Genomic DNA, 18,643 nt, shown 5'->3' with positions numbered 1-18,643 from the left:
AGCTAAGTTATAGGTGTGGCAAACACCAGAGTCTTCGTCGCCCGCCTGGCCGGGTGCAACGTCTTCGACCCCGCGGGCGACCGTGTGGGCAAGGTTCGCGATGTGCTCGTGGTCTACCGAAAAGACGACCCGCCCCGCGTGGTCGGCCTGATCGTCGAAATTCCCGGCAAGCGCCGGGTGTTCGTCTCCATCGGCAGGGTCACCAGCATCGGCAGCGGCCAGATCATCACCACCGGGCTGATCAATGTGCGCCGGTTCGAGCAGCGTGGCGGCGAGGTGCGCGTGATCGCCGAGATGCTCGGCCGCCGGGTCGCGTTCAACGACGGTTCAGGCGAAGCGTCCATCGAGGACGTGGCCATCGAGGAGTCCGCCCAGGGCGACTGGGCCATCAGCCAACTCTTCGTGCGCCGCCCCAAGACCAGTTCATCGCCCTTCACCAAGGGGGCCACGGCGTTCGCCAACTGGGCCGAGGTCTATGAGAAGGTCACGGCCGGTGAGGCCCAGTCCGCCGAGCAGCTCATCGCGACCTACTCGGACATGAAGCCCGCCGACCTCGCGAACACCCTGCTCGACCTGCCGCGCCAACGCATGTTCGAGGTGGCAGAGGAACTGCCCGACGGCCGCCTGGCGGACGTGCTCGAGGAGATGCCCGAAAGCGAGCAGGTGGGCATCCTCACCCGGCTCGGCGACTCACGCGCCGCCGAGGTGCTCGACCACATGCAGCCGGACGACGCGGCCGACCTCATCGCACAGCTGCCAGAGGAGCGCGGCGAGCACCTGCTCGACCTGATGGAGCCCGAAGAAGCCGACGACGTCAGGTTCCTGCTCTCCTACGCTCCAGACACCGCCGGTGGCCTGATGACCACCGAGCCGATCATCGTCTCCGCCGACGCCACCGTCGCCGAGGGGCTGGCCCTCATCCGCCGGCACGACCTCGCGCCGGCGCTCGGTGCGGCGATCTGCGTCACCCTGCCGCCCTACGAACCGCCCACCGGCCGGTTCCTGGGCATGGTGCACTTCCAGCGGATGCTGCGCTACCCGCCGCACGAGCGCCTCGGCACGCTGCTGGACCTCGGTCTGGACCCGGTCACCGCGGACACCTCGGCGGCCGAAGTCAGCCGCATCCTCGCCAGCTACGACCTGGTCTCCGTTCCCGTGGTCGACGAAAACCACCGACTCGTCGGGGTGGTGACGATTGATGACGTGCTCGACTACCTGCTGCCGGACGACTGGCGAAGTCACGACGACGGCGACGAGGTACGCAAACGTGCCACGGCCAGAACCCAGCTGGTAACAGGAAGCATCCCGCTGCCGGGAGTACGGAGGCACGGCAATGGCACGCGCTAACAAGAGCGAACTGCGCCTCGACACCCCCAAGGGCCTGCGCACCACCAACCTCGTCGGTCGTAAGCGCAACGGGCGCAGCAACGACAGGTTCGGCCGGTTCACCGAGGCGATCGCCCGCGGCATGGGCACGCCCTGGTTCCTGCTGGGGCTGAGCGCCCTCGTGGTCTTCTGGGTCGGCTGGAACACCCTCTCCCCCGAGGGCCTCCGTTTCGACTCCATCGAGCTGGGCTTCATCGCGCTCACCCTGGTGCTGTCGCTGCAGGCGTCCTACGCGGCACCGCTGATCCTGCTCGCACAGAACCGGCAGGATGACCGTGACCGGGTGCAGTTCGAACAGGACCGTCAGCGCGCCGAACGCAACCTCGCCGACACCGAGTACCTCGCCCGTGAGGTCGTGGCGCTGCGCTTGGGCATGAAGGACCTCGCCTCGAAGGACTTCCTGCGCGCCGAACTGCGCGCCCTGCTCGACAACCTCGACCAGCGCGACGAACAGGAACGCCGCGAACGCGAGGCCGCCAGGGACCGGGACAGCCGGGAGCTGGAAAGCCGGGAACGTGAGGCCAGTCCCCGCGACAGCCGCGGCACCATCGAGCGCTCCGCCCCGCACGAGGCGCACCCGTTTGACTGACCACCACTCGGCCGACGACAGGGTGCGTGCCGCTCTGACCCGCGTCATCGACCCGGAGATCCGCAAACCCATCACCGAACTCGACATGGTCTCCGACGTCACGATCGACGCCGACGGCGGCGCGACGGTGAGCATCCGCCTCACCATCGCCGGCTGCCCCGCGGCGACCCGGATCGAAACGGATGTGCGCGAAGCCACCGAGTCGGTCGTCGGCGCTGGCCTGGCCCGGGTGCTGGTCTCGGTGATGACGCCGGAGCAGCGCCGGGCCATGACCGAGAAGCTGCGCGGCGGTCAGGGCGCGCGCAGCCTGCAGTTCTCCCCCGACTCGCTCACCCAGATCTACGCCATCACCAGCGGCAAGGGCGGCGTGGGCAAGTCCACCGTCACCGCCAACCTCGCGGTGGCCCTCGCCGCGCGGGGCCTGCGGGTGGGTATCGTCGACGCCGATGTGTACGGCTTCTCGATCCCCGGGCTGCTCGGCTTGGTCACCCCGCCGGCGACCCCCGGCGGTCAGCCCGGCATGGTCAAGCCCACCCAGGTCGGTGACATGATCCTGCCGCCGATCGGCTTCGACGTGAAGGTCATCTCGATCGGCATGTTCGTCGACGACACCTCGGTGGCCGTCGCCTGGCGCGGACCGATGCTGCACCGCACCATCACCCAGTTCCTCACCGAGGTGTACTTCGGCGATCTCGACATCCTGTTGCTCGACCTGCCGCCGGGCACCGGCGACATCGCCATCTCGGTGGGCCAGCTGCTTCCGCACGCCGAGGTCATCGTGGTCACCACACCGCAACCGGCCGCGTCCGACATCTCCGAACGAAGCGGCGCCGTCGCCAGGCAGACCGGCCAGAAGATCTACGGAGTGATCGAGAATATGTCGGGGCTGATGCAGCCGGACGGCACCCTGCTGGAAATCTTCGGCGCCGGCGGCGGCGCCGACGTGGCCGCCCGGCTCTCGGCGGGCCAGGACAGCCCGGTGCCGCTGCTCGGCCAGGTGCCGCTCAGCGTGGCCCTCCGTAGCGGCGGCGACACCGGACTGCCCGTGGTACTCGGTGACCCCGCCGACCCGGCCGCCGAGGCCATCCAGGCCATCGCCGCCACGCTGGCCACCAGGGGCCGCGGCCTGGCCGGGCTGAGCCTGGGCATCAGCCCGCGCTGAGCGCCCCCGCCGCTTGTCGGTAAGCCTGTCTAAACTGGCCAGCATGACTGCGCCAATGCTGACCGCAACCGCCCCGGTACTCCCGTTCACCGTCGAATTGTCCCGCGACATCTGCTCGACGACGGGTGAGACCGTGGGCGTCATCGGCCCGTTCACCGGCACAGAGCTGCACTCCCTGCCGGTGAGCAGCACCGTAGATGTGGCGGATGCGTACGCTCGCGCCCGCCTTGCCCAGATCGGTTGGGCCCGCGCGGGTTTCGCGCACCGCCGGGCGGTGCTCTTGCGCGCCCACGACCTGCTGCTCGCCCGCCGGGAGAGCCTCCTGGACACCCTGCAGACCGAGACCGGCAAGACCAGGGGGCAGGCGTTCGAGGAGGTCTTCCAGGCCGCCGGCGTCACCCGGTACAACGCCGTAGCCGCCCGCCGGGTGTTGGGCGGGGAAACGCGCCGCTCCGGTCTTCCGGTCCTGGTCACCACCCGGGTGCGGCACCGACCCAAGGGCGTCGCCGGGGTCATCACGCCGTGGAACTTTCCGCTGAGCCTGGCCGCGATGGACGTGGTGCCTGCGCTGGCCGCCGGCTGCGGGGTCGTGCAGAAGGCCGACAACCAGGGGGCGCTGAGCATCCTGCTGCTGCGCCGCGCGTTCATCGACGCGGGCGTGCCCGCCGACCTGTGGGCCGTGGTGACCGGCGACGGCGCCGAGATCGGCGGGGCCGTCACGGCCGGCGCGGACTACGTCTGCTTCACCGGGTCGACCGCCACCGGGCTGCGGGTAGGCGCCCAGGCGGCGAGCACCCTCACCGGGGCGTCGCTGGAACTGGGCGGCAAGAACCCGATGATCGTGCTCGACGACGTCGACCCGCACCGCGCCGCCGCGCAGGCCGCCTACGCCTGTTTCTCCTCGATGGGTCAGCTGTGCGTGTCGATCGAGCGCATCTACGTGCAGCGCGCGGTGTTCGATCAGTTCCTGCGCGAGTTCGTCACGGTCACCCGCGCCCTGATCCTCGGTTCGGCGCTGGATTACAGCACGGATGTGGGGTCGCTCACCTCACAGGCGCAGCTCGAGCGGGTCACCGAACACGTCGCCGACGCTCTCGCCCACGGCGCCACCGTGCAGGCCGGCGGGCGGGCCCGGCCCGACCTCGGCCCGTATTTCTACGAACCGACCATCCTCACCGGGGTCACCCCCGGCATGCTCTGCCACGCCGGCGAGACTTTCGGCCCGGTGGTGGCGGTGTCGGTCGTCGACTCGGAGCAGGAGGCCATCCTGGCCGCCAACGACAGCGACTACGGGCTCAACGCGTCGGTGCTCAGCGGCTCGGCCCGGCGTGGTCTGCGGGTCGCCGAGGCGCTGGAGGCCGGCAGCGTGAACGTCAACGAGGGCTACCGAGGGTCGTTCTCCGCCGTGGACGCCCCGATGGGCGGGGTGAAGGACTCCGGTCTGGGCCGTCGCAACGGACCGGAAGGCTTGCTGCGCTTCGTGAACCCGGTCACCATCTCCCGGGCCACTGGCGTGCTCACTCTGCCCGTCAACGGGCAGCAGTTCGGCCGCATGGTCGGCCCGATGCTCCTCCTGGCGCGCACCCTGAAGGCGGCGAGGCGGCGTTAGCCGCCCGCCGCCGACGCGAGTTGCCCCGCGGCGGACGAGTTGCCCCGGCACAGCCGGGCAACTCGTCCACAATGGGGCAGGTCGCGAGAGGACAGTTAGTTGTTGCCGTCGTTGCCGGTGACGTGCACCGCATAGCCCCAGCAGCCGGCATCCGCCCAGTGATAGTAGTCGCCGCCGCCGGTGTCGCCGTCCAGGGCGAGGGTGAACCCGGCCTGCAGTCCGGGTTCGACGTCTCCGAGCCTGGTCATGTCGACGCCCGCGAATTCACCGTCGACGGTGTGCCTGACGGCGTGCCAGTCGTAACCGGCCTCTGCCATGCACTGGCTGATCAATCCGTAGAAGTACTCGTACTCAGCGGGGGTATCGGGAATGGCATCGGGGTTGGGCGTGCGCACCTCGACGACGTTGCCGTCGCCCTCGGCACCGCTGCCGGATGCGTCACCGCCGGTCGCTTCGTCGCCGGCGGTGCCGTCGGTGTTCGTCGTCTCGTCCGCCACGACGACCTCGTCGGGGGTGTCCGCCCCGGCACCCGTCGCCGCCGCGGCGGCAGTCGGTGTCGCTACCGGCGCGGGAGCCGTCGACGGTGTCGCCGATGGCGTGGCCCTGGCGGTCGGAGCCGATGCTGCTGCCAGCACGTTCGTCGTGGGCCGCGAATCCTGCCCGGCCGCGTAGGCCGTCGCACCCACCGACAGCACGGCGACCCCCGCGACGATTCCCACCATGATGAGACGGCTACGTGTATTGCGCATGATGCGACCTTCCCCCGGGGTATTCAGCAACACGGTGCCGCCCCACTCTCTCTGGCAAGGCTACGCCTGGTCCACGCCGGAGAGCGCTCCACGACTCCCCCCTTCCGGGGCGACCGCGCACTGCAACTCGCGAGTTGCTCCCGTGCGGACGAGGTGCCCCGGCACACCGGGGCACCTCGTCCGCAGCAGGGCAACTCGGCGGCGCTAGGTGGCCTCGGAGTCGAACGGCGCGGGCCCGGTTAGGGCGCCTTCCCTGGCACGCTTCCGCTGCAGGTAGGCACTGTCGGGGTTCGGCCCGGCGCGGCCGACCACGGCGGACTTGCCCTTCACGGGCTCGTCCTCGATGAGGGCTTCACGGATGATCCGGCGCGGGTCATACTGCCTGGGGTCGAGTTTCTTCCAGTCGACGTCGTCGAATTCCGGACCCATCTCGTCTTTCATCCGGTCCTTGGCGCCATTGGCCATGTCGCGAAGCTGGCGCACCAGCCGGCCGAGTTGGGCCGCATAGTGCGGCAACTTCTCGGGTCCGAGCAGGAAGACGGCGATGATCCCGATGAGCAGGAGTTTCTCGAACGTCAGACCGAACATGCCCTCAGAATATCCCCCCGGCGAGGCATCCCCGAACCACGGGCCGCACAGCCGTAGTCTTGACCTAATCATCTACTGGAGTTGCGGAATGTCTGACAAAGATCTCAATTGGAAATTCGCCGACGACTCGGTGGTGGAGAGCGACGCCCTGGCACGAGCCCGGCAGCAGTCCCTCGAGCTCGGCATCGACGCCATCGCCCCCTCGGTGGGCGCGCAGTCGGCCGTCATCGCCGCGGCCACCGGAGCCCGCAGCATCCTCGAGGTCGGCACGGGTGCCGGCGTGTCGGGCATCTGGCTGCTCACCGGTGCTCCCGGTGCCACCCTCACCTCGATCGACATCGAGGTTGATCACCTGCAGCACGCCAAGGCCAATTTCCACGAGGCCGGCATCCCCACCAACCGGGTACGCCTCATCACCGGACGCGCCGCCGAGGTCCTGCCGCGCATGAACGAGAACTCCTACGACATCGTGTTCGTGGATGCCGACCCGCAGTCGGTCATCGAGTACGTCGAGCACGGCCTGCGCCTGGCCCGGCCGGGCGGCACCGTCCTGGTGGCGCACGCGCTCTGGCGTGGCCGGGTGGCCGACCCTGTGCAGCGCGACGACGTCGCCACGGGCTTCCGCACCCTGCTCAACGAGATCGCCTCGTCCAAGGCCGTGATCAGCGCGCTCTCCCCCGTCGGCGACGGCCTGCTCCAGATCACGAAGCTGCGCGCGTAGCCTCGCTCCGGATACAGCAATCGGCTGTGCGGAGAACCGCACAGCCGATCAGCTGAACACCTGTCTTACAGAATTACTACACGGCCGGGGCAACTACGCCCGCGAGCGCATCGTGAAGCTCCTTGGCTTCTGCGTCGTTCACAGAGACGACGAGCCGACCCCCACCTTCGAGCGGTACACGCACGATGATCAGGCGCCCCTCCTTTACAGCCTCCATTGGTCCGTCTCCGGTCCGTGGCTTCATGGCCGCCATGAACTCCCCTTCCATTCGTAGTCTGTACTCCTATTATCGACCATTCGGCCGTCAGACAGTAATTAGGGCGGGGTCCAATCCGCACCGTCCACGCCCCAACAGAGCAAAAGCCAGCCCCACTGGGCGCAGATCAACGCCAGTGTGACCACAACGCGGTACACGGCGTTTCGCGGCGTGGCGAGCGCTCCGAGCAGCGGGAACATCGGCATCAGCAGCCTGAACACACTCGACTGCGGAAAGAACACCGCGAGCAGGTAGAGCGCGTACGAGGCTACCCAGAGCCGCAGGTCCACACCCAGGCTCTTCACCGCCGGCGAGAACATCACCAGTGCGAAGGCGACGATCAGCGCGACAACGGCGATGATGCCCAGAGGCGACCCCAGCCACCACACCCCACTCTGGAACCAGGCCGCAAACGGCACCAGCTCCTGGTAGCCGATGTACGCCGACCGCCAGGCCAGTTCGGTGTCGGTGTACGCGGTGACGGACCCCGTCACCAGCCAGGCGATCCCCGGCCAGGCAAGGCCCATCACCCCACTGAAAACGGCCACGAATGAGGCGGTGACAGCTTCGCGCACCGGGAACGGGTCGCGGGCGCGGCTGTACCAGCGGTAGCCGACGTGCAGGGCCAGGAACAGGGCGAAGGCCAGCCCGCTAGGCCGGGTCAGTGCCATCACGGCGATCACGGGCACCAGCACCAGGTAACGCCGCTCCAGCAGGAGCAGCAGGGCCAGGGTGAGCAGCAGCAGGTGCATCGACTCGGCGTAGCCGAACTGCAGCAGCGGCGAGAGCGGGGCGACGCAGAACAGCAGCACCGAGAACAGCGCCGTTGACGGCGTCTGCACCCGCCGCATCAGCCGGTAGAACAGCAGCGCGGTGCCCAGGCTGCAGACCACCGACACGAACACCGCCACCGGCGCCCACGGGGCCCCGGTGACCAGCATCAGAACCCGCACCACGGCCGGGTAGCCCGGCATGAACGCCCAGGCGTTCTCGCCGACGTGACCGTCCGCGGTGACCGGCAGCACCGACGGGTAGCCGCCGACACCGACGATGTTGTACCAAAGGCCGTCCCACATGGTGGCGAACGCCGTGTAGCCGGGCTTGGCCAGCGTCCAGGCGTTCTGCCCCTGCACGCTGGCCAGCACCAGCACCAGTGAGGTGGTCACCAGCCGGGAGGCCAGCCAGATGACAGAGACTTTCAGCCACCAGGGCACAAGCCGGTAGCGGGCCTGCCAGCGCGCAGGTAGAGCACCGGTGGGGCCTCGGCGAACCGGCAGGGCCGGTGAGCGGGTGTGCGCCACCGGTCAGCCGATGGGCGCGGTCAGCCAGGCGCGCAGGGCGTCCTCGCAGTCGGTGATCTGGGTCAGCGCCACCCGCTCGTCATCGGCGTGCGCCTTGAGCGGGTCACCGGGGCCGTAGTTGACGGCCGGGATGCCCAGGGCGGAGAACCTGGCGACGTCGGTCCAGCCGTACTTGGGGCGCGGCTCCGCGCCGACGGCCTCGAGGAACTTGAGCGCGAGGGGGGCGTCCAGGCCGGGGCGGGCGCCCTCGGCGAGGTCGACCACGGTGATGTCGAAGCCGGCGAAGAGGTCTTCCAGGTGCGCCACGGCCTCCGCGGCCGTGCGGCTGGGCGCGAACCTGTAGTTCACGTGCACCATGCACTCGTCGGGGATGACGTTGCCGGCGATGCCGCCGCTGATCCCCACGGCGTTCAGGCCCTCCCGGTAGACCAGGCCCTCCACCTCCACCTCACGCGGGGTGTAGCCGGCGAGGATGTCCAGGATCGGGGCGGCCTTGTGGATGGCGTTCTCGCCCACCCAGGCGCGGGCGGAGTGCGCCCGCTTGCCGAAGGTGCGCACCTCGATCCGCACGTTGCCGTTGCAGCCGCCCTCGACCTGGCTGTTGCTCGGTTCGCCGAGGATCGCGAAGTCGCCCTCGAACAGGTCGGGACGGTTGGCGGCCAGCCGGCCGAGCCCGTTGAGATCGGCGTTGACCTCCTCGTGGTCGTACCACATCCAGGTCACGTCGACGCTGGTGTCGGCGAGCTCGGCGGCGAGTTTGAGTTGCACGGCAACGCCGGCCTTCATGTCCACGGTGCCGCGACCCCAGAGGTAGTCGACGTCGCCGTCGGTCTCGAACCGGGTGGGCAGGTTCTCGTTCAGCGGCACGGTGTCGATGTGCCCGGCGATCACCACGCGCTGAGCACGGCCCAGATTGGTGCGAGCCACGATGGTGTCGCCGTCGCGGATCACTTCCAGGTGCGCGGAGCCGGCCAGTGCGGCCTCGATCGCGTCGGCGAGCGGCGTTTCGTTGCCGGACACCGACTCCACATCGCAGAGGGCGCGGGTCAGCTCGATCGACGAGGCAGACAGGTCGAGGGCGGGAACGGACGGGTCTATCGTTCGGTCGGAAGGCACTGTACCAATCTACGGCTACTAATCTAGAGCCATGGTCACCGCCCCTCCCCCCGCAGAACAGACAGCCGCCGCCACTCACGCCTGGGGGTATGGCCTGGCCACGATCGCCGGTGACGGCACCGTGCTGGACACCTGGTTCCCGGCGCCGAAGCTGGGTGCGCTGCCCGCCGACCGCGACCGGTGGATCGTGCCCACAGAGCTGGAAGAGGCTGCCGGCCCCGACGCCCGCCGCAACGTGCGTCTCGAGGCCGTCACCGTCGAGATCGACCTGCAGTCGCCCCCCGCGAGCACATCGGATGCCTACCTCCGCCTGCACCTGCTCTCACACCTGCTGGTCAAGCCGAACACGCTCAACCTCGACGGCATCTTCGGCCACCTGCCCAACGTCGTCTGGACCAACGCCGGCCCGGTGCTGCCCGCCGACTTCGATCGCCTGCGGCCGTCGCTCATGCGCCACGGCATCGCCGCCACGGGCCTGGACAAGTTCCCGCCGCTGCTCAACTACGTCTCCCCGGAGCGGGTGCGCATCGCCGACGCCTCCAGGGTGCGCCTGGGTGCCTACCTGTCCCCCGGCACCACCGTCATGCACGAGGGCTTCGTGAACTTCAACGCCGGCACCCTGGGCGTCTCGATGGTCGAGGGCCGCGTGTCCCAGGGTGTCGTGGTCGGTGACGGCGCCGACATCGGCGGCGGCGCATCCATCATGGGCACGCTCTCCGGCGGTGGCACCCAGCGGGTCACCATCGGGGAGCGCGCGCTGCTCGGCGCCAACTCGGGCATCGGCATCTCGATCGGTGATGACTCCGTGGTGGAGGCGGGCCTGTACGTCACCGCCGGCACCAAGGTGGTGCTGCTGGATGCCGCGCGCACGGCCGACGGCGCCCCGCGCACGGCCAAGGCCAAGGACCTCTCCGGTGTGCCGAACCTGCTCTTCCGCCGCAACTCCCTCACCGGCGCGGTCGAGGTGCTCCCCCGCACGGCCGGCATCGTGCTGAACGCCGCCCTGCACGCCTAACGACCTGCCCAAGAAAAAAGCCCCTTCCCGATGGGAAGGGGCTTTTTCGCATCCGCCGGCTTAGCGCTGCGGGTAGTCGCGGGCGACCGAACCCGTGTACAGCTGCTGCGGGCGGCCGATCTTGGTGGTCGTGTCCAGGTTCATCTCGCGCCAGTGCGCGATCCAGCCGGGCAGCCGGCCGATCGCGAACAGCACGGTGAACATGCGCGGCGGGAAGCCCATCGCCTTATAGATCACGCCGGTGTAGAAGTCGACGTTGGGGTAGAGCTTGCGCTCCTTGAAGTAGTCGTCGTTCAGTGCGATGAACTCGAGCTCCTTGGCGATGTCGAGCAGGTCGTCCTTGACGCCGAGGGCCTCGAGCACCGCGTCGGCGCTCTCCTTGACCAGCTTGGCGCGCGGGTCGTAGTTCTTGTAGACCCGGTGGCCGAAGCCCATCAGGCGCACGCCGGCTTCCTTGTTCTTGACCCGCTCGACGTACTTCTGCACGCCTTCGCCGGAGGCCTTGATCTCGTGGAGCATGGTCAGCACGGCCTCGTTGGCGCCGCCGTGCAGCGGGCCGGAGAGAGCATTGATGCCGCCGGAGACCGACGCGAACAGGTTGGCCTCGGTGGAACCGACCAGGCGCACGGCCGAGGTGGACGCGTTCTGCTCGTGGTCTTCGTGCAGCATCAGCAGACGTTCGAGTGCCTTGCTCACGACGGGGTTCACCACGTACGGCTCGGCGAGGGTGCCGAAGTTGAGCTTGATGAAGTTGTCCACGAAGCTCAGCGAGTTGTCCGGGTACAGGAACGCGTGGCCGATGCTCTTCTTGTGCGCGTATGCGGCCATCACGGGCAGCTTGGCGAGCAGCCGGATCATCGACAGTTCGACCTGTTCGGGATCCTTGGGGTCCAGGGAGTCCTGGTAGTAGGTCGACAGCGCGGAGACGCCGGCCGAGAGCACCGACATCGGGTGCGCGTTGTGCGGCAGGGCGTCGTAGAAGCGGCGCAGGTCTTCGTGCAGCAGGGTGTGCCGACGGATGCGGGTGTCGAACGCGCTCAGTTCGGTTGCGCTGGGCAGTTCGCCGTAGATCAGGAGCCACGCGGTCTCGAGAAAGCTGGAATTCTGGGCGATCTGTTCGATCGGGTAGCCGCGGTATCGCAGGATCCCGTGTTCGCCGTCGATGTAGGTGATGGCTGACTTCGTTGCCGCCGTGTTCACGAATCCGGAGTCGAACGTGGTGTAGCCGGTCTGCTTGGTGAGCGTCGCGATGTCGATGCTGGACGGGCCGTCTGTGCTGCCCAGGATCGGGAACTGCGCCGTGCCCCCCGGGTAGGTCAGAGTGGCCACCTGCGGACCCGGTACGGGCCGATCGATGAACTGCGGCTCATTGGATGGTGTTCGCTGCGCGACGTCGCTCACGGCGCCTCCCTGGATTTCAAAGCCTTGCGGCTGTTGGTCTGTGGTGGTCCGCCGCAGCACGCTCGTGGTGCTTGGCAACGATAACCCGCTTACAGCCTATTCCGCCGAGGGGCATACTGTTGCATCCGCCAAGATCGACCAGAGTCCATTGGCCCTAGGTCACAGCCGATTTCGGACCGGGCGCGCCGAGCTTTCCGGCCCGCAGCCGCCCGCCGACCCGACCTCGTGGCTCAGCGGGTCGGGCGGGTCAGGCCGAAGTGATAGGCCTCGTCGAGCACCTCGATCCAGGCGCCCACCCCGGCCTCGGCCGGCAACCGCACCCATTCGCGCATGGTGCGCCGTCCCATCACAACAGGCCGCCCGGTGTGCTGGGAGACCAGCTGGCGCACCCGGGATTCCGGAACCTTGGCGACGAGGTCGCCGTTGCGGCCGATGAACGCGAACACCTTCTCCTGCACCTTCACACCGTCGCCGTTGAAGATCTTTCCCCGCGTCACGGGCGGATGGGCCGGCAGCTCGGACACGAGCGCGTACAGCGCCCCGACGCTCACGCCGTAGCTGTCCTGAGGAGCGCTGTCGTCGACCGGATGCGCGGTGTCAGCCATGCCCTCAGCCTAGGCAGGCCGCCGCTGGTGTCCAGCCCCGGCAATGGAGCCGGGTCAGGACGTGACGAAAGCCCGCAGCCGGGCGGCGGCGGCGTTGATGCGCTCGTCGTCGGCGGTGAGCGAGAACCGTACGTGCCGGGGATAGAAGTCGCCGTAGAACGGGCCGGGACCGGCCAGGATGCCGAGCTCGGCGAGCTGCCGGATCGAGTCCCAGGCGTCGACACCGGCGGTCGCCCAAAGGTACAGGCCGGCCTCGCTGTTCTCGATGCGGAATCCCGCGGCGACCAGCGCCGGCAGCAGCACCTCGCGGCGGGCGCGGTAGCGCTCGCGCTGCACCCTCACGTGCTCGTCGTCGCCCAGGGCGGCGACCATGGCGGCCTGCAACGGGGCGGGCAGCATCAGGCCGGCGTGCTTGCGCACGGTGAGCAGACGGCCGAGCACATCGCTGCTGCCGGCGGCGAAGGCGCCCCGGTAGCCGGCCATGTTGGACTGCTTGCTCAGCGAGTAGATCGCCACGATGTTACGCGTGTCCCCGTCGGTGACGCGGGGGTCGAGGATGCTCGGGATCGGCTCCGCGTCCCACGGGGCGGCCCAGCCGAGTTCGGCGTAGCACTCGTCATTGACGATCACGGCGCCGAGTTCGCGGGCGCGGGCCACGGCGGCGCGAAGCACCTCGACGGGCAGCACCCGCCCGTCCGGGTTGCCCGGGCTGTTCAGCCAGATCAGCCGCGTCGTCTCCGGCCACTCGGCGGGATCATCGGAGGGGAACGCATCCGCCCCGGCCATGGCCGCGCCGATCGCGTAGGTGGGGTAGGCGGCGCGCGGGTGCACGACGGTGTCGCCCTCGCCGACGCCGATCATGAACGGCAGCAGCGCTACCAGTTCCTTCGAGCCGATGGTGGGCAGCACGTTCTCCTCCGCCAGCCCGGTCACACCGCGGCGACGGGCGTACCAGTCGATGATGGCGTTCTGGAGCGCCGGGGTGCCGGTGGTCTGCGGGTAGGCGTGCGCATCCGTCGCGGAGGCCAGGGCGGCCTGCACGACGGGCGGGGTGGGGTCGACCGGAGACCCGATGGAGAGATCGACGATGCCGTCGGCGTGGGCCCTGGCCAGCTGCGCGAACGGCAGCATCGCATCCCACGGGTACTCGGGAAGTGGTTTGAGCACCTTTAGTGCTGAACCTGGGGCGGGAGCACCGAGATCACCGGGTGGTCCTTGGCGATGACGCCGACCTTGGCGGCGCCGCCGGGCGAGCCGATGTCGTCGAAGAACTCGACGTTGGCCTTGTAGTAGTCGGCCCACTGTTCGGGCAGGTCGTCTTCGTAGTAGATGGCCTCGACCGGGCAGACCGGTTCGCAGGCTCCACAGTCGACACACTCGTCGGGGTGGATATAGAGGGAGCGTTCACCCTCGTAGATGCAGTCGACGGGGCATTCGTCGACGCAGGCGCGATCCTTGACGTCCACGCAGGGCAAGGCGATGACATACGTCACAGTGGCAGGATTCCCTTCACGAACAGAGTGATCAGTCTACGCCGTCGGCCGACGGGCGGGAATTCGGGGCCACGCGATGACGAGGGCGGCGAACAGCGCGGGCGCCATCGACCAGACCGTGCCTGGCACCCCGGCTGGCACCAGCACCGAGCCGCCGGTGCTGCGGAGCGACAGCAGGAACACCGTGGCGACCAGGCCGATCGCCGCGGCGAGGACCACGAGCCTGTCGTGCACAACCAGGCGTAACCCGAGCAGGAGGGTGCCGCTGGCCAGTAGTGCCAGGGTCAGGCCGACAGGGATCGTCAGGGAGCCCAGTTCGATCGTGGTCTGGTGCGCCACAGTGCCGAGAACACCGAATAGCGCGCCGGCGAAGAGAGCCATCAGGACGGCCAGCAGCCTGGATCCGACCGTTGGCGCCTCGAGCTCGGCCGGCTGGGCGGGGCCGCTACCGCTGGCATAGGTTTCGGTGCCGGTGACGAGGGCCTCGGTGCCGTCGTCAAGACGCACCACCCGGCCGTCCAGCCGCCACCGGCCGGGATACGCGGCCAGGGCCGCCAGTTTCTGGTCAATGTGGTCGCTGACGTCGATCGCGGTGAGCCGCACGCCGGGAACCGCCGACACCCGGCTGCTGAGGAACACCGGCACACCCTGCTCGCCTGCCGCGTCGACGGCGGCCTGGCGCAGGGCCGGGTCCACGGCGGCGGCCACGATGGCGGTGGCGTGCGCTTGGGCGAAGGCATCGCCCAGCACCGCGCGGCGCTGCGCACCCTGCGGCTCGCCGGCCAGGACCCGCCACTGTGCAGGGTCGGTCTCACCGAGTGCCGCCCGGGCGGCTGCCACATCCGCGGCGCCGGCGGATGCCGGAGTCGGTACGGATGCGTCGCTGTCGTACGGCGTCGCCGACCCGAAGAGCACGGTGACGTCGGCGCCGTCATCCAGGAGCCGGGCGATGGTGCCGCCGGTGTGCAACGATTCATCGCCGGGTGCGTCGAGCACGAAGACCACCCGTTCGCCGTTCCCGGACATAAGCATGGGTGACTCCTGAACAACGTGGACGAGCGCGGTTGGCAAGACGTGCTGCGGCACCGGGGCCGCTGACAAATCTTAGCTGGACACATCCGGCGTTCTTACGTAGAGTGGGTGGGTAAGGTAAGCCTTACCAATTGTTGGCCCCATCACCCCACCCACAACAACCGGGAAGCACTGTGCTCGCAAACTACCTGATCGGCCTGCGCGAAGGACTCGAAGCCGCGCTGATCGTGACGATCCTGATCGCCTATGTGGTCAAGATCGGCCGCCGCGACGTTCTCCCCCGGATCTGGGCGGGCGTCGGCCTCGCCGTGCTTCTCGCCCTCCTGTTGGGCGCCATCCTCACCTTCGGCACCTACGGCCTGAGCTTCGCCGCGCAGGAGACCATCGGCGGGCTGCTCTCCATCATCGCGACGGGGCTGGTGACCTGGATGGTGTTCTGGATGCTGCGCACCGCCCGCGACCTCAAGGGGCACCTGCACGGCAACATCGACAAGCACCTCACCGGCACCGGAATGGGCCTGGTTCTCGTCGCGTTCCTCGCCGTCGGCCGCGAGGGCATCGAAACGGCCCTGTTCATCTGGGCGGCCGTGCAGGCCACCGGAGCGACCACGCTTCCGCTGGTCGGGGCGAGCCTGGGCATCCTCACCGCAGTCGGCCTGGGCGCCCTGATCTACTCCGGCATGCTCAAGATCAACCTGAGCCGGTTCTTCACCTGGACCGGTGCCATCCTCATCATCGTTGCCGCCGGAGTGCTCTCCTACGGGGTGCACGACCTGCAGGAGGCCGGCATCCTGCCCGGACTCAACGCCCTCGCGTTCAACGTCTCCGCCGTGATCCCCCCGGACAGCTGGTACGGCACCCTGCTCAAGGGCACCCTCAACTTCTCGCCGGCCACCACCTGGCTGGAGATGTTCGCCTGGATCGCGTACGTGGTGCCCACCCTGACCCTCTTCATTGTGAAGAGCCGGCAAGCGAAGCCGACGCCGACGCCGTCCGCCGTACTCCCCCAGACCGCACCCGCGGTTGTCACCCACTGACCCCACGCCCCGCACCGCCTCCCTTCTAAGGACCCCCATGCGAGCCCGCCTCCTCCCCCTCGTAGCCGCCTCAGCCGTCGGCCTGCTTGCCCTCACCGGTTGCGTCGCCAACGCCACCGGCAGCGACTCGGCCCAGGCCGCCCTCACCGTCGACAGCAGCGCGGATGCCTGCACGGTGTCGGCCGCCGAGGCGCCGTCCGGCAACCTCAGCTTCACGGTCACCAACTCGGGCGACCAGGTCACCGAGTTCTACCTGCTCGCCGAAGACGGCCTGCGCATCGTCGGCGAGGTCGAGAACATCGGCCCCGGCCTCAGCCGCGACCTGGTCGTGCAGCTCATGCCCGGCCGCTACGTGACCACCTGCAAGCCCGGCATGGTCGGTGCGGGCATCGACCAGAAGGCCTTCACCGTCACCGACTCCGGTACTGACGTCACGGTGGATGCCGACCTGGACGCCCGCATCGAGGTCGCCAACGCCAACTACGCCGCCTACGTGCGCGATCAGGTCGCTCAGCTCCTCACCGGCACCCAGGCCTTCGCCGACGCCTACCTGGCCGGCGACGATGACACCGCCCGCGCCCTGTACGCCCCCACCCGCGCCCACTGGGAACGCGTGGAGACCGTGGCGGAGTCTTTCGGTGACCTCGACCCGCAGCTGGACCTCCGTGAGGCCGACCTCGAGGAAGGCCAGGACTGGACCGGCTGGCACGCGATCGAGAAGGACCTCTGGCCCGCCGACGCGGAGGCCGGCTTCGCCGCGTACACGCCTGAACAGCGCCAGAACCTGGCTACCTTGCTCGTCGCCGACACCACGACGCTGAACGAGAAGGTGCAGGATTTGGACTTCACCCTGTCCCAGCAGACCAACGGCGCGATCGGCCTGCTCGACGAGGTCGCCACCGGCAAGGTCACCGGCGAGGAAGAGTTCTGGTCGCACACCGACCTGTGGGACTTCCAGGCCAACATCGACGGTGCCAAGGTGCTCTACGCCGGGGTGCGCGACATCCTGCTCGAGGAAGACGCCGACCTGGCCGCCGACCTCGACAGCGAGTTCGCCGAGCTGCAGGAGCTGCTCGATGCCCAGCGTGTCGGCGAGGACTTCACCCTCTACACCGACCTCACGCCCGCCGAGATCAAGGCCTTCGCCGACCAGGTGAACGCCCTCGGCGAGCCGCTGAACCAGCTGACCGCAACGCTCGTGCTCTAACATGACCGACGCCACCAGCTCCGATTCCCCCACCGCAGACGGCCCAGACACCGGCGCGGGTCCGCAGGCACCCCGCGGCCTGTCCAGGCGCGGTCTATTCGGCCTGGCCGGCGTCGGGGTGGCCGGCCTCGGGCTGGGCGTCGCCGGCGACAGGGCCGCGCTGGCCGTCGCGGCGTCCTCTGCACAGACCAATGCCGGCACCGTCTACCCGTTCTATCAGGAGCACCAGGCCGGCATCGTCACGCCTGCCCAGGACCGGCTGCACTTTGCCGCGTTCGACGTGGCCGACGGCACCACCCGCGCCGACCTCATCGAACTGCTGCAGGACTGGACCGTCGCGGCCGCCGCGATGACCGCTGGCCGTGATGTCGGCGACTACGGTTCGGTCAGCGGCCCGTACGACGCCCCACCGGAAGACACCGGCGAGGCCCTCGGCCTGCCTCCGGCCGGCCTGACCATCACGTTCGGGTTCGGGCCCACCCTCTTCCAGACCGCGGCCGGCGTGGATCGCTTCGGCCTGGCCGCCCGTCGACCGGCCGAGCTGGTCGATGTACCGCATTTCCCCGGCGACATGCTCGAGGAGACCAGGAGCGGCGGAGACCTCTGCATCCAGGCCTGCGCGGACGACCCCCAGGTCGCCGTGCACGCCATCCGCAACCTGTCCCGCATCGCCTTCGGGCGTGCGGCGATCCGCTGGTCCCAGCTCGGCTTCGGCCGCACCTCGTCCACGAGCACCAGCCAGGCCACCCCGCGCAACCTGTTCGGGTTCAAGGACGGCACCGCCAACATCAAGGCCGAGGAACCGGCCGCGGTGACGGAACACCTCTGGGTGGGAGCCTCCGACGGGCCCGCGTGGCTGGCGGGCGGGTCCTATCTCGTGGCGCGGCGCATCCGGATGACCATCGAAACCTGGGACCGCACCAGCCTGCGCGAGCAGGAGACCGTGATCGGCCGCAACAAGGGCGAGGGTGCGCCGCTATCCGGCGGCACCGAGTTCACCGAACCTGATTTTGAGCTCGCCGGGCGCGCCGACCAGCCGTTGATCGACACCGCGGCGCACGTGCGGCTGGCTCATCCCAGCCAGAACGACGGTATCCGGATGCTGCGCCGCGGCTACAACTTCGTGGACGGCAACGACGACCTCGGCCGCCTTGACGCCGGGCTGTTTTTCATCAGTTTCCAGCGCACCCCCGCCAGCTTCACGGCCGTGCAGCTGAATTTGGCCCGCCACGACGCCCTCAACGAGTACATCCGCCACGTCGGCTCCGCACTCTTCGCCGTCCCGCCCGGAGCAGCCAAGGGCTCCTACGTGGGCGCGCCCCTCTTCGCCTGACACCTGCGTCGGTCGAGCCTGTCGACGCCGTGCTGAGCCTGTC

19 protein-coding genes are annotated in these 18,643 nt (G+C 69.1%); 9 read left to right on the top strand and 10 right to left on the bottom strand.

Annotated elements, in window-relative coordinates; translation table 11 throughout:
• The first annotated feature begins 15 nt into the window (after nt 1–15).
• The 4 genes from E3T19_RS18380 to E3T19_RS18365 are packed head-to-tail and all read left to right on the top strand — an operon-like array spanning nt 16 to nt 4,746.
• On the top strand, nt 16–1,347 hold the full coding sequence (locus E3T19_RS18380; protein WP_088455632.1) for a magnesium transporter MgtE N-terminal domain-containing protein: 1,332 nt from the start codon (nt 16–18) through the stop codon (nt 1,345–1,347).
• Nucleotides 1,334–1,975, top strand: coding sequence for a DUF1003 domain-containing protein (locus E3T19_RS18375; RefSeq protein WP_088455631.1), 642 nt, complete (start codon nt 1,334–1,336; stop codon nt 1,973–1,975). The genes E3T19_RS18380 and E3T19_RS18375 overlap by 14 nt, the downstream gene beginning before the upstream one ends.
• Entirely contained in the window at nt 1,968–3,137 is a 1,170-nt protein-coding gene (locus E3T19_RS18370) for a P-loop NTPase (RefSeq protein WP_241980345.1), read from the top strand. The genes E3T19_RS18375 and E3T19_RS18370 overlap by 8 nt, the downstream gene beginning before the upstream one ends.
• 43 nt (nt 3,138–3,180) lie before the next feature.
• Nucleotides 3,181–4,746, top strand: a complete 1,566-nt coding sequence (locus E3T19_RS18365; protein ID WP_241980344.1) for a succinic semialdehyde dehydrogenase — start codon at nt 3,181–3,183, stop codon at nt 4,744–4,746.
• A 95-nt stretch (nt 4,747–4,841) separates the two neighbouring features.
• Here E3T19_RS18365 and E3T19_RS18360 read toward each other — a convergent pair whose 3' ends face one another.
• Entirely contained in the window at nt 4,842–5,495 is a 654-nt protein-coding gene (locus E3T19_RS18360; protein WP_134409529.1) for a hypothetical protein, read from the bottom strand.
• 204 nt (nt 5,496–5,699) lie between these two features.
• Nucleotides 5,700–6,083, bottom strand: coding sequence for a twin-arginine translocase TatA/TatE family subunit (locus tag E3T19_RS18355; RefSeq protein WP_088455627.1), 384 nt, complete (start codon nt 6,081–6,083; stop codon nt 5,700–5,702).
• An 88-nt stretch (nt 6,084–6,171) separates the two neighbouring features.
• Here E3T19_RS18355 and E3T19_RS18350 point away from each other — a divergent pair, with 88 nt between their 5' ends.
• Complete coding sequence (locus E3T19_RS18350) at nt 6,172–6,804, top strand: O-methyltransferase (RefSeq protein WP_088455626.1); 633 nt, start codon at nt 6,172–6,174, stop codon at nt 6,802–6,804.
• Nucleotides 6,805–6,880: 76 nt separating this feature from the next.
• On the opposite strand, the gene E3T19_RS18345 is transcribed toward E3T19_RS18350, so the two are convergent.
• From E3T19_RS18345 to dapE, 3 genes are all read right to left on the bottom strand, one after another.
• Nucleotides 6,881–7,057 carry a DUF3117 domain-containing protein gene (locus E3T19_RS18345; protein ID WP_088457918.1) on the bottom strand — a complete coding sequence of 59 codons (177 nt, stop codon included), beginning with the start codon at nt 7,055–7,057 and terminating at the stop codon, nt 6,881–6,883.
• 62 nt (nt 7,058–7,119) lie between these two features.
• Nucleotides 7,120–8,361, bottom strand: coding sequence for a hypothetical protein (locus tag E3T19_RS18340; RefSeq protein ID WP_241980343.1), 1,242 nt, complete (start codon nt 8,359–8,361; stop codon nt 7,120–7,122).
• Between the two features lie 3 nt (nt 8,362–8,364).
• The gene (gene dapE / locus E3T19_RS18335; protein ID WP_103459493.1) at nt 8,365–9,477 is read right to left on the bottom strand and encodes a succinyl-diaminopimelate desuccinylase; all 1,113 of its coding nucleotides are present in this window, start codon (nt 9,475–9,477) and stop codon (nt 8,365–8,367) included.
• Nucleotides 9,478–9,508: 31 nt separating this feature from the next.
• Between dapE and dapD the strand changes: the two genes are divergently transcribed.
• Entirely contained in the window at nt 9,509–10,492 is a 984-nt protein-coding gene (gene dapD, locus E3T19_RS18330; protein ID WP_088455624.1) for a 2,3,4,5-tetrahydropyridine-2,6-dicarboxylate N-succinyltransferase, read from the top strand.
• Between the two features lie 60 nt (nt 10,493–10,552).
• On the opposite strand, the gene E3T19_RS18325 is transcribed toward dapD, so the two are convergent.
• From E3T19_RS18325 to E3T19_RS18305, 5 genes are all read right to left on the bottom strand, one after another.
• Nucleotides 10,553–11,848: a citrate synthase gene (locus E3T19_RS18325; RefSeq protein WP_198414983.1), complete on the bottom strand. Its 1,296-nt coding sequence runs from the start codon at nt 11,846–11,848 to the stop codon at nt 10,553–10,555.
• Nucleotides 11,849–12,123: 275 nt separating this feature from the next.
• Nucleotides 12,124–12,498: a hypothetical protein gene (locus E3T19_RS18320; protein WP_088455623.1), complete on the bottom strand. Its 375-nt coding sequence runs from the start codon at nt 12,496–12,498 to the stop codon at nt 12,124–12,126.
• Nucleotides 12,499–12,552: 54 nt separating this feature from the next.
• Nucleotides 12,553–13,665 (bottom strand): succinyldiaminopimelate transaminase, encoded by a 1,113-nt coding sequence (gene dapC, locus E3T19_RS18315; protein WP_134409528.1) that lies wholly within the window; start codon nt 13,663–13,665, stop codon nt 12,553–12,555.
• A 2-nt stretch (nt 13,666–13,667) separates the two neighbouring features.
• A complete protein-coding gene (gene fdxA / locus E3T19_RS19230; RefSeq protein ID WP_066594116.1) occupies nt 13,668–13,991 on the bottom strand; it encodes a ferredoxin in 324 nt (107 codons plus the stop codon).
• Nucleotides 13,992–14,027: 36 nt separating this feature from the next.
• Nucleotides 14,028–15,023: a hypothetical protein gene (locus tag E3T19_RS18305; RefSeq protein ID WP_134409527.1), complete on the bottom strand. Its 996-nt coding sequence runs from the start codon at nt 15,021–15,023 to the stop codon at nt 14,028–14,030.
• Nucleotides 15,024–15,196: 173 nt separating this feature from the next.
• On the opposite strand from E3T19_RS18305, the gene efeU reads away from it, so the two are divergent.
• From efeU to efeB, 3 genes are read left to right on the top strand one after another with little or no spacing between them, the layout of a single operon-like run.
• Nucleotides 15,197–16,060 (top strand): iron uptake transporter permease EfeU, encoded by an 864-nt coding sequence (efeU, locus tag E3T19_RS18300; protein WP_088455620.1) that lies wholly within the window; start codon nt 15,197–15,199, stop codon nt 16,058–16,060.
• 37 nt (nt 16,061–16,097) lie between these two features.
• Nucleotides 16,098–17,267 (top strand): iron uptake system protein EfeO, encoded by a 1,170-nt coding sequence (gene efeO, locus E3T19_RS18295; RefSeq protein WP_134409526.1) that lies wholly within the window; start codon nt 16,098–16,100, stop codon nt 17,265–17,267.
• 1 nt (nt 17,268) lies between these two features.
• Nucleotides 17,269–18,600, top strand: a complete 1,332-nt coding sequence (efeB, locus tag E3T19_RS18290) for an iron uptake transporter deferrochelatase/peroxidase subunit (protein ID WP_134409525.1) — start codon at nt 17,269–17,271, stop codon at nt 18,598–18,600.
• The last annotated feature ends 43 nt before the right edge of the window (nt 18,601–18,643 follow it).

Origin of the sequence: Cryobacterium sp. TMT4-31 (genome assembly GCF_004403385.1) — a bacterium.
In the GTDB taxonomy this organism is placed as follows: Bacteria; Actinomycetota; Actinomycetes; order Actinomycetales; family Microbacteriaceae; genus Cryobacterium; species Cryobacterium zongtaii.
This window is presented reverse-complemented; position numbering and strand designations above follow the sequence as displayed.

Excerpts from the sequence above, each read along its gene's own strand:
- E3T19_RS18375 (WP_088455631.1), top strand. The coding sequence starts at position 1,334 with ATGGCACGCGCTAACAAGAGCGAACTGCGCCTCGACACCCCCAAGGGC.
- E3T19_RS18365 (WP_241980344.1), top strand. The coding sequence starts at position 3,181 with ATGACTGCGCCAATGCTGACCGCAACCGCCCCGGTACTCCCGTTCACC.
- E3T19_RS18360 (WP_134409529.1), bottom strand. The coding sequence starts at position 5,495 with ATGCGCAATACACGTAGCCGTCTCATCATGGTGGGAATCGTCGCGGGG.
- E3T19_RS18355 (WP_088455627.1), bottom strand. The coding sequence starts at position 6,083 with ATGTTCGGTCTGACGTTCGAGAAACTCCTGCTCATCGGGATCATCGCC.
- E3T19_RS18350 (WP_088455626.1), top strand. The coding sequence starts at position 6,172 with ATGTCTGACAAAGATCTCAATTGGAAATTCGCCGACGACTCGGTGGTG.
- E3T19_RS18345 (WP_088457918.1), bottom strand. The coding sequence starts at position 7,057 with ATGGCGGCCATGAAGCCACGGACCGGAGACGGACCAATGGAGGCTGTA.
- dapD (WP_088455624.1), top strand. The coding sequence starts at position 9,509 with ATGGTCACCGCCCCTCCCCCCGCAGAACAGACAGCCGCCGCCACTCAC.
- E3T19_RS18320 (WP_088455623.1), bottom strand. The coding sequence starts at position 12,498 with ATGGCTGACACCGCGCATCCGGTCGACGACAGCGCTCCTCAGGACAGC.
- E3T19_RS18305 (WP_134409527.1), bottom strand. The coding sequence starts at position 15,023 with ATGCTTATGTCCGGGAACGGCGAACGGGTGGTCTTCGTGCTCGACGCA.
- efeO (WP_134409526.1), top strand. The coding sequence starts at position 16,098 with ATGCGAGCCCGCCTCCTCCCCCTCGTAGCCGCCTCAGCCGTCGGCCTG.
- efeB (WP_134409525.1), top strand. The coding sequence starts at position 17,269 with ATGACCGACGCCACCAGCTCCGATTCCCCCACCGCAGACGGCCCAGAC.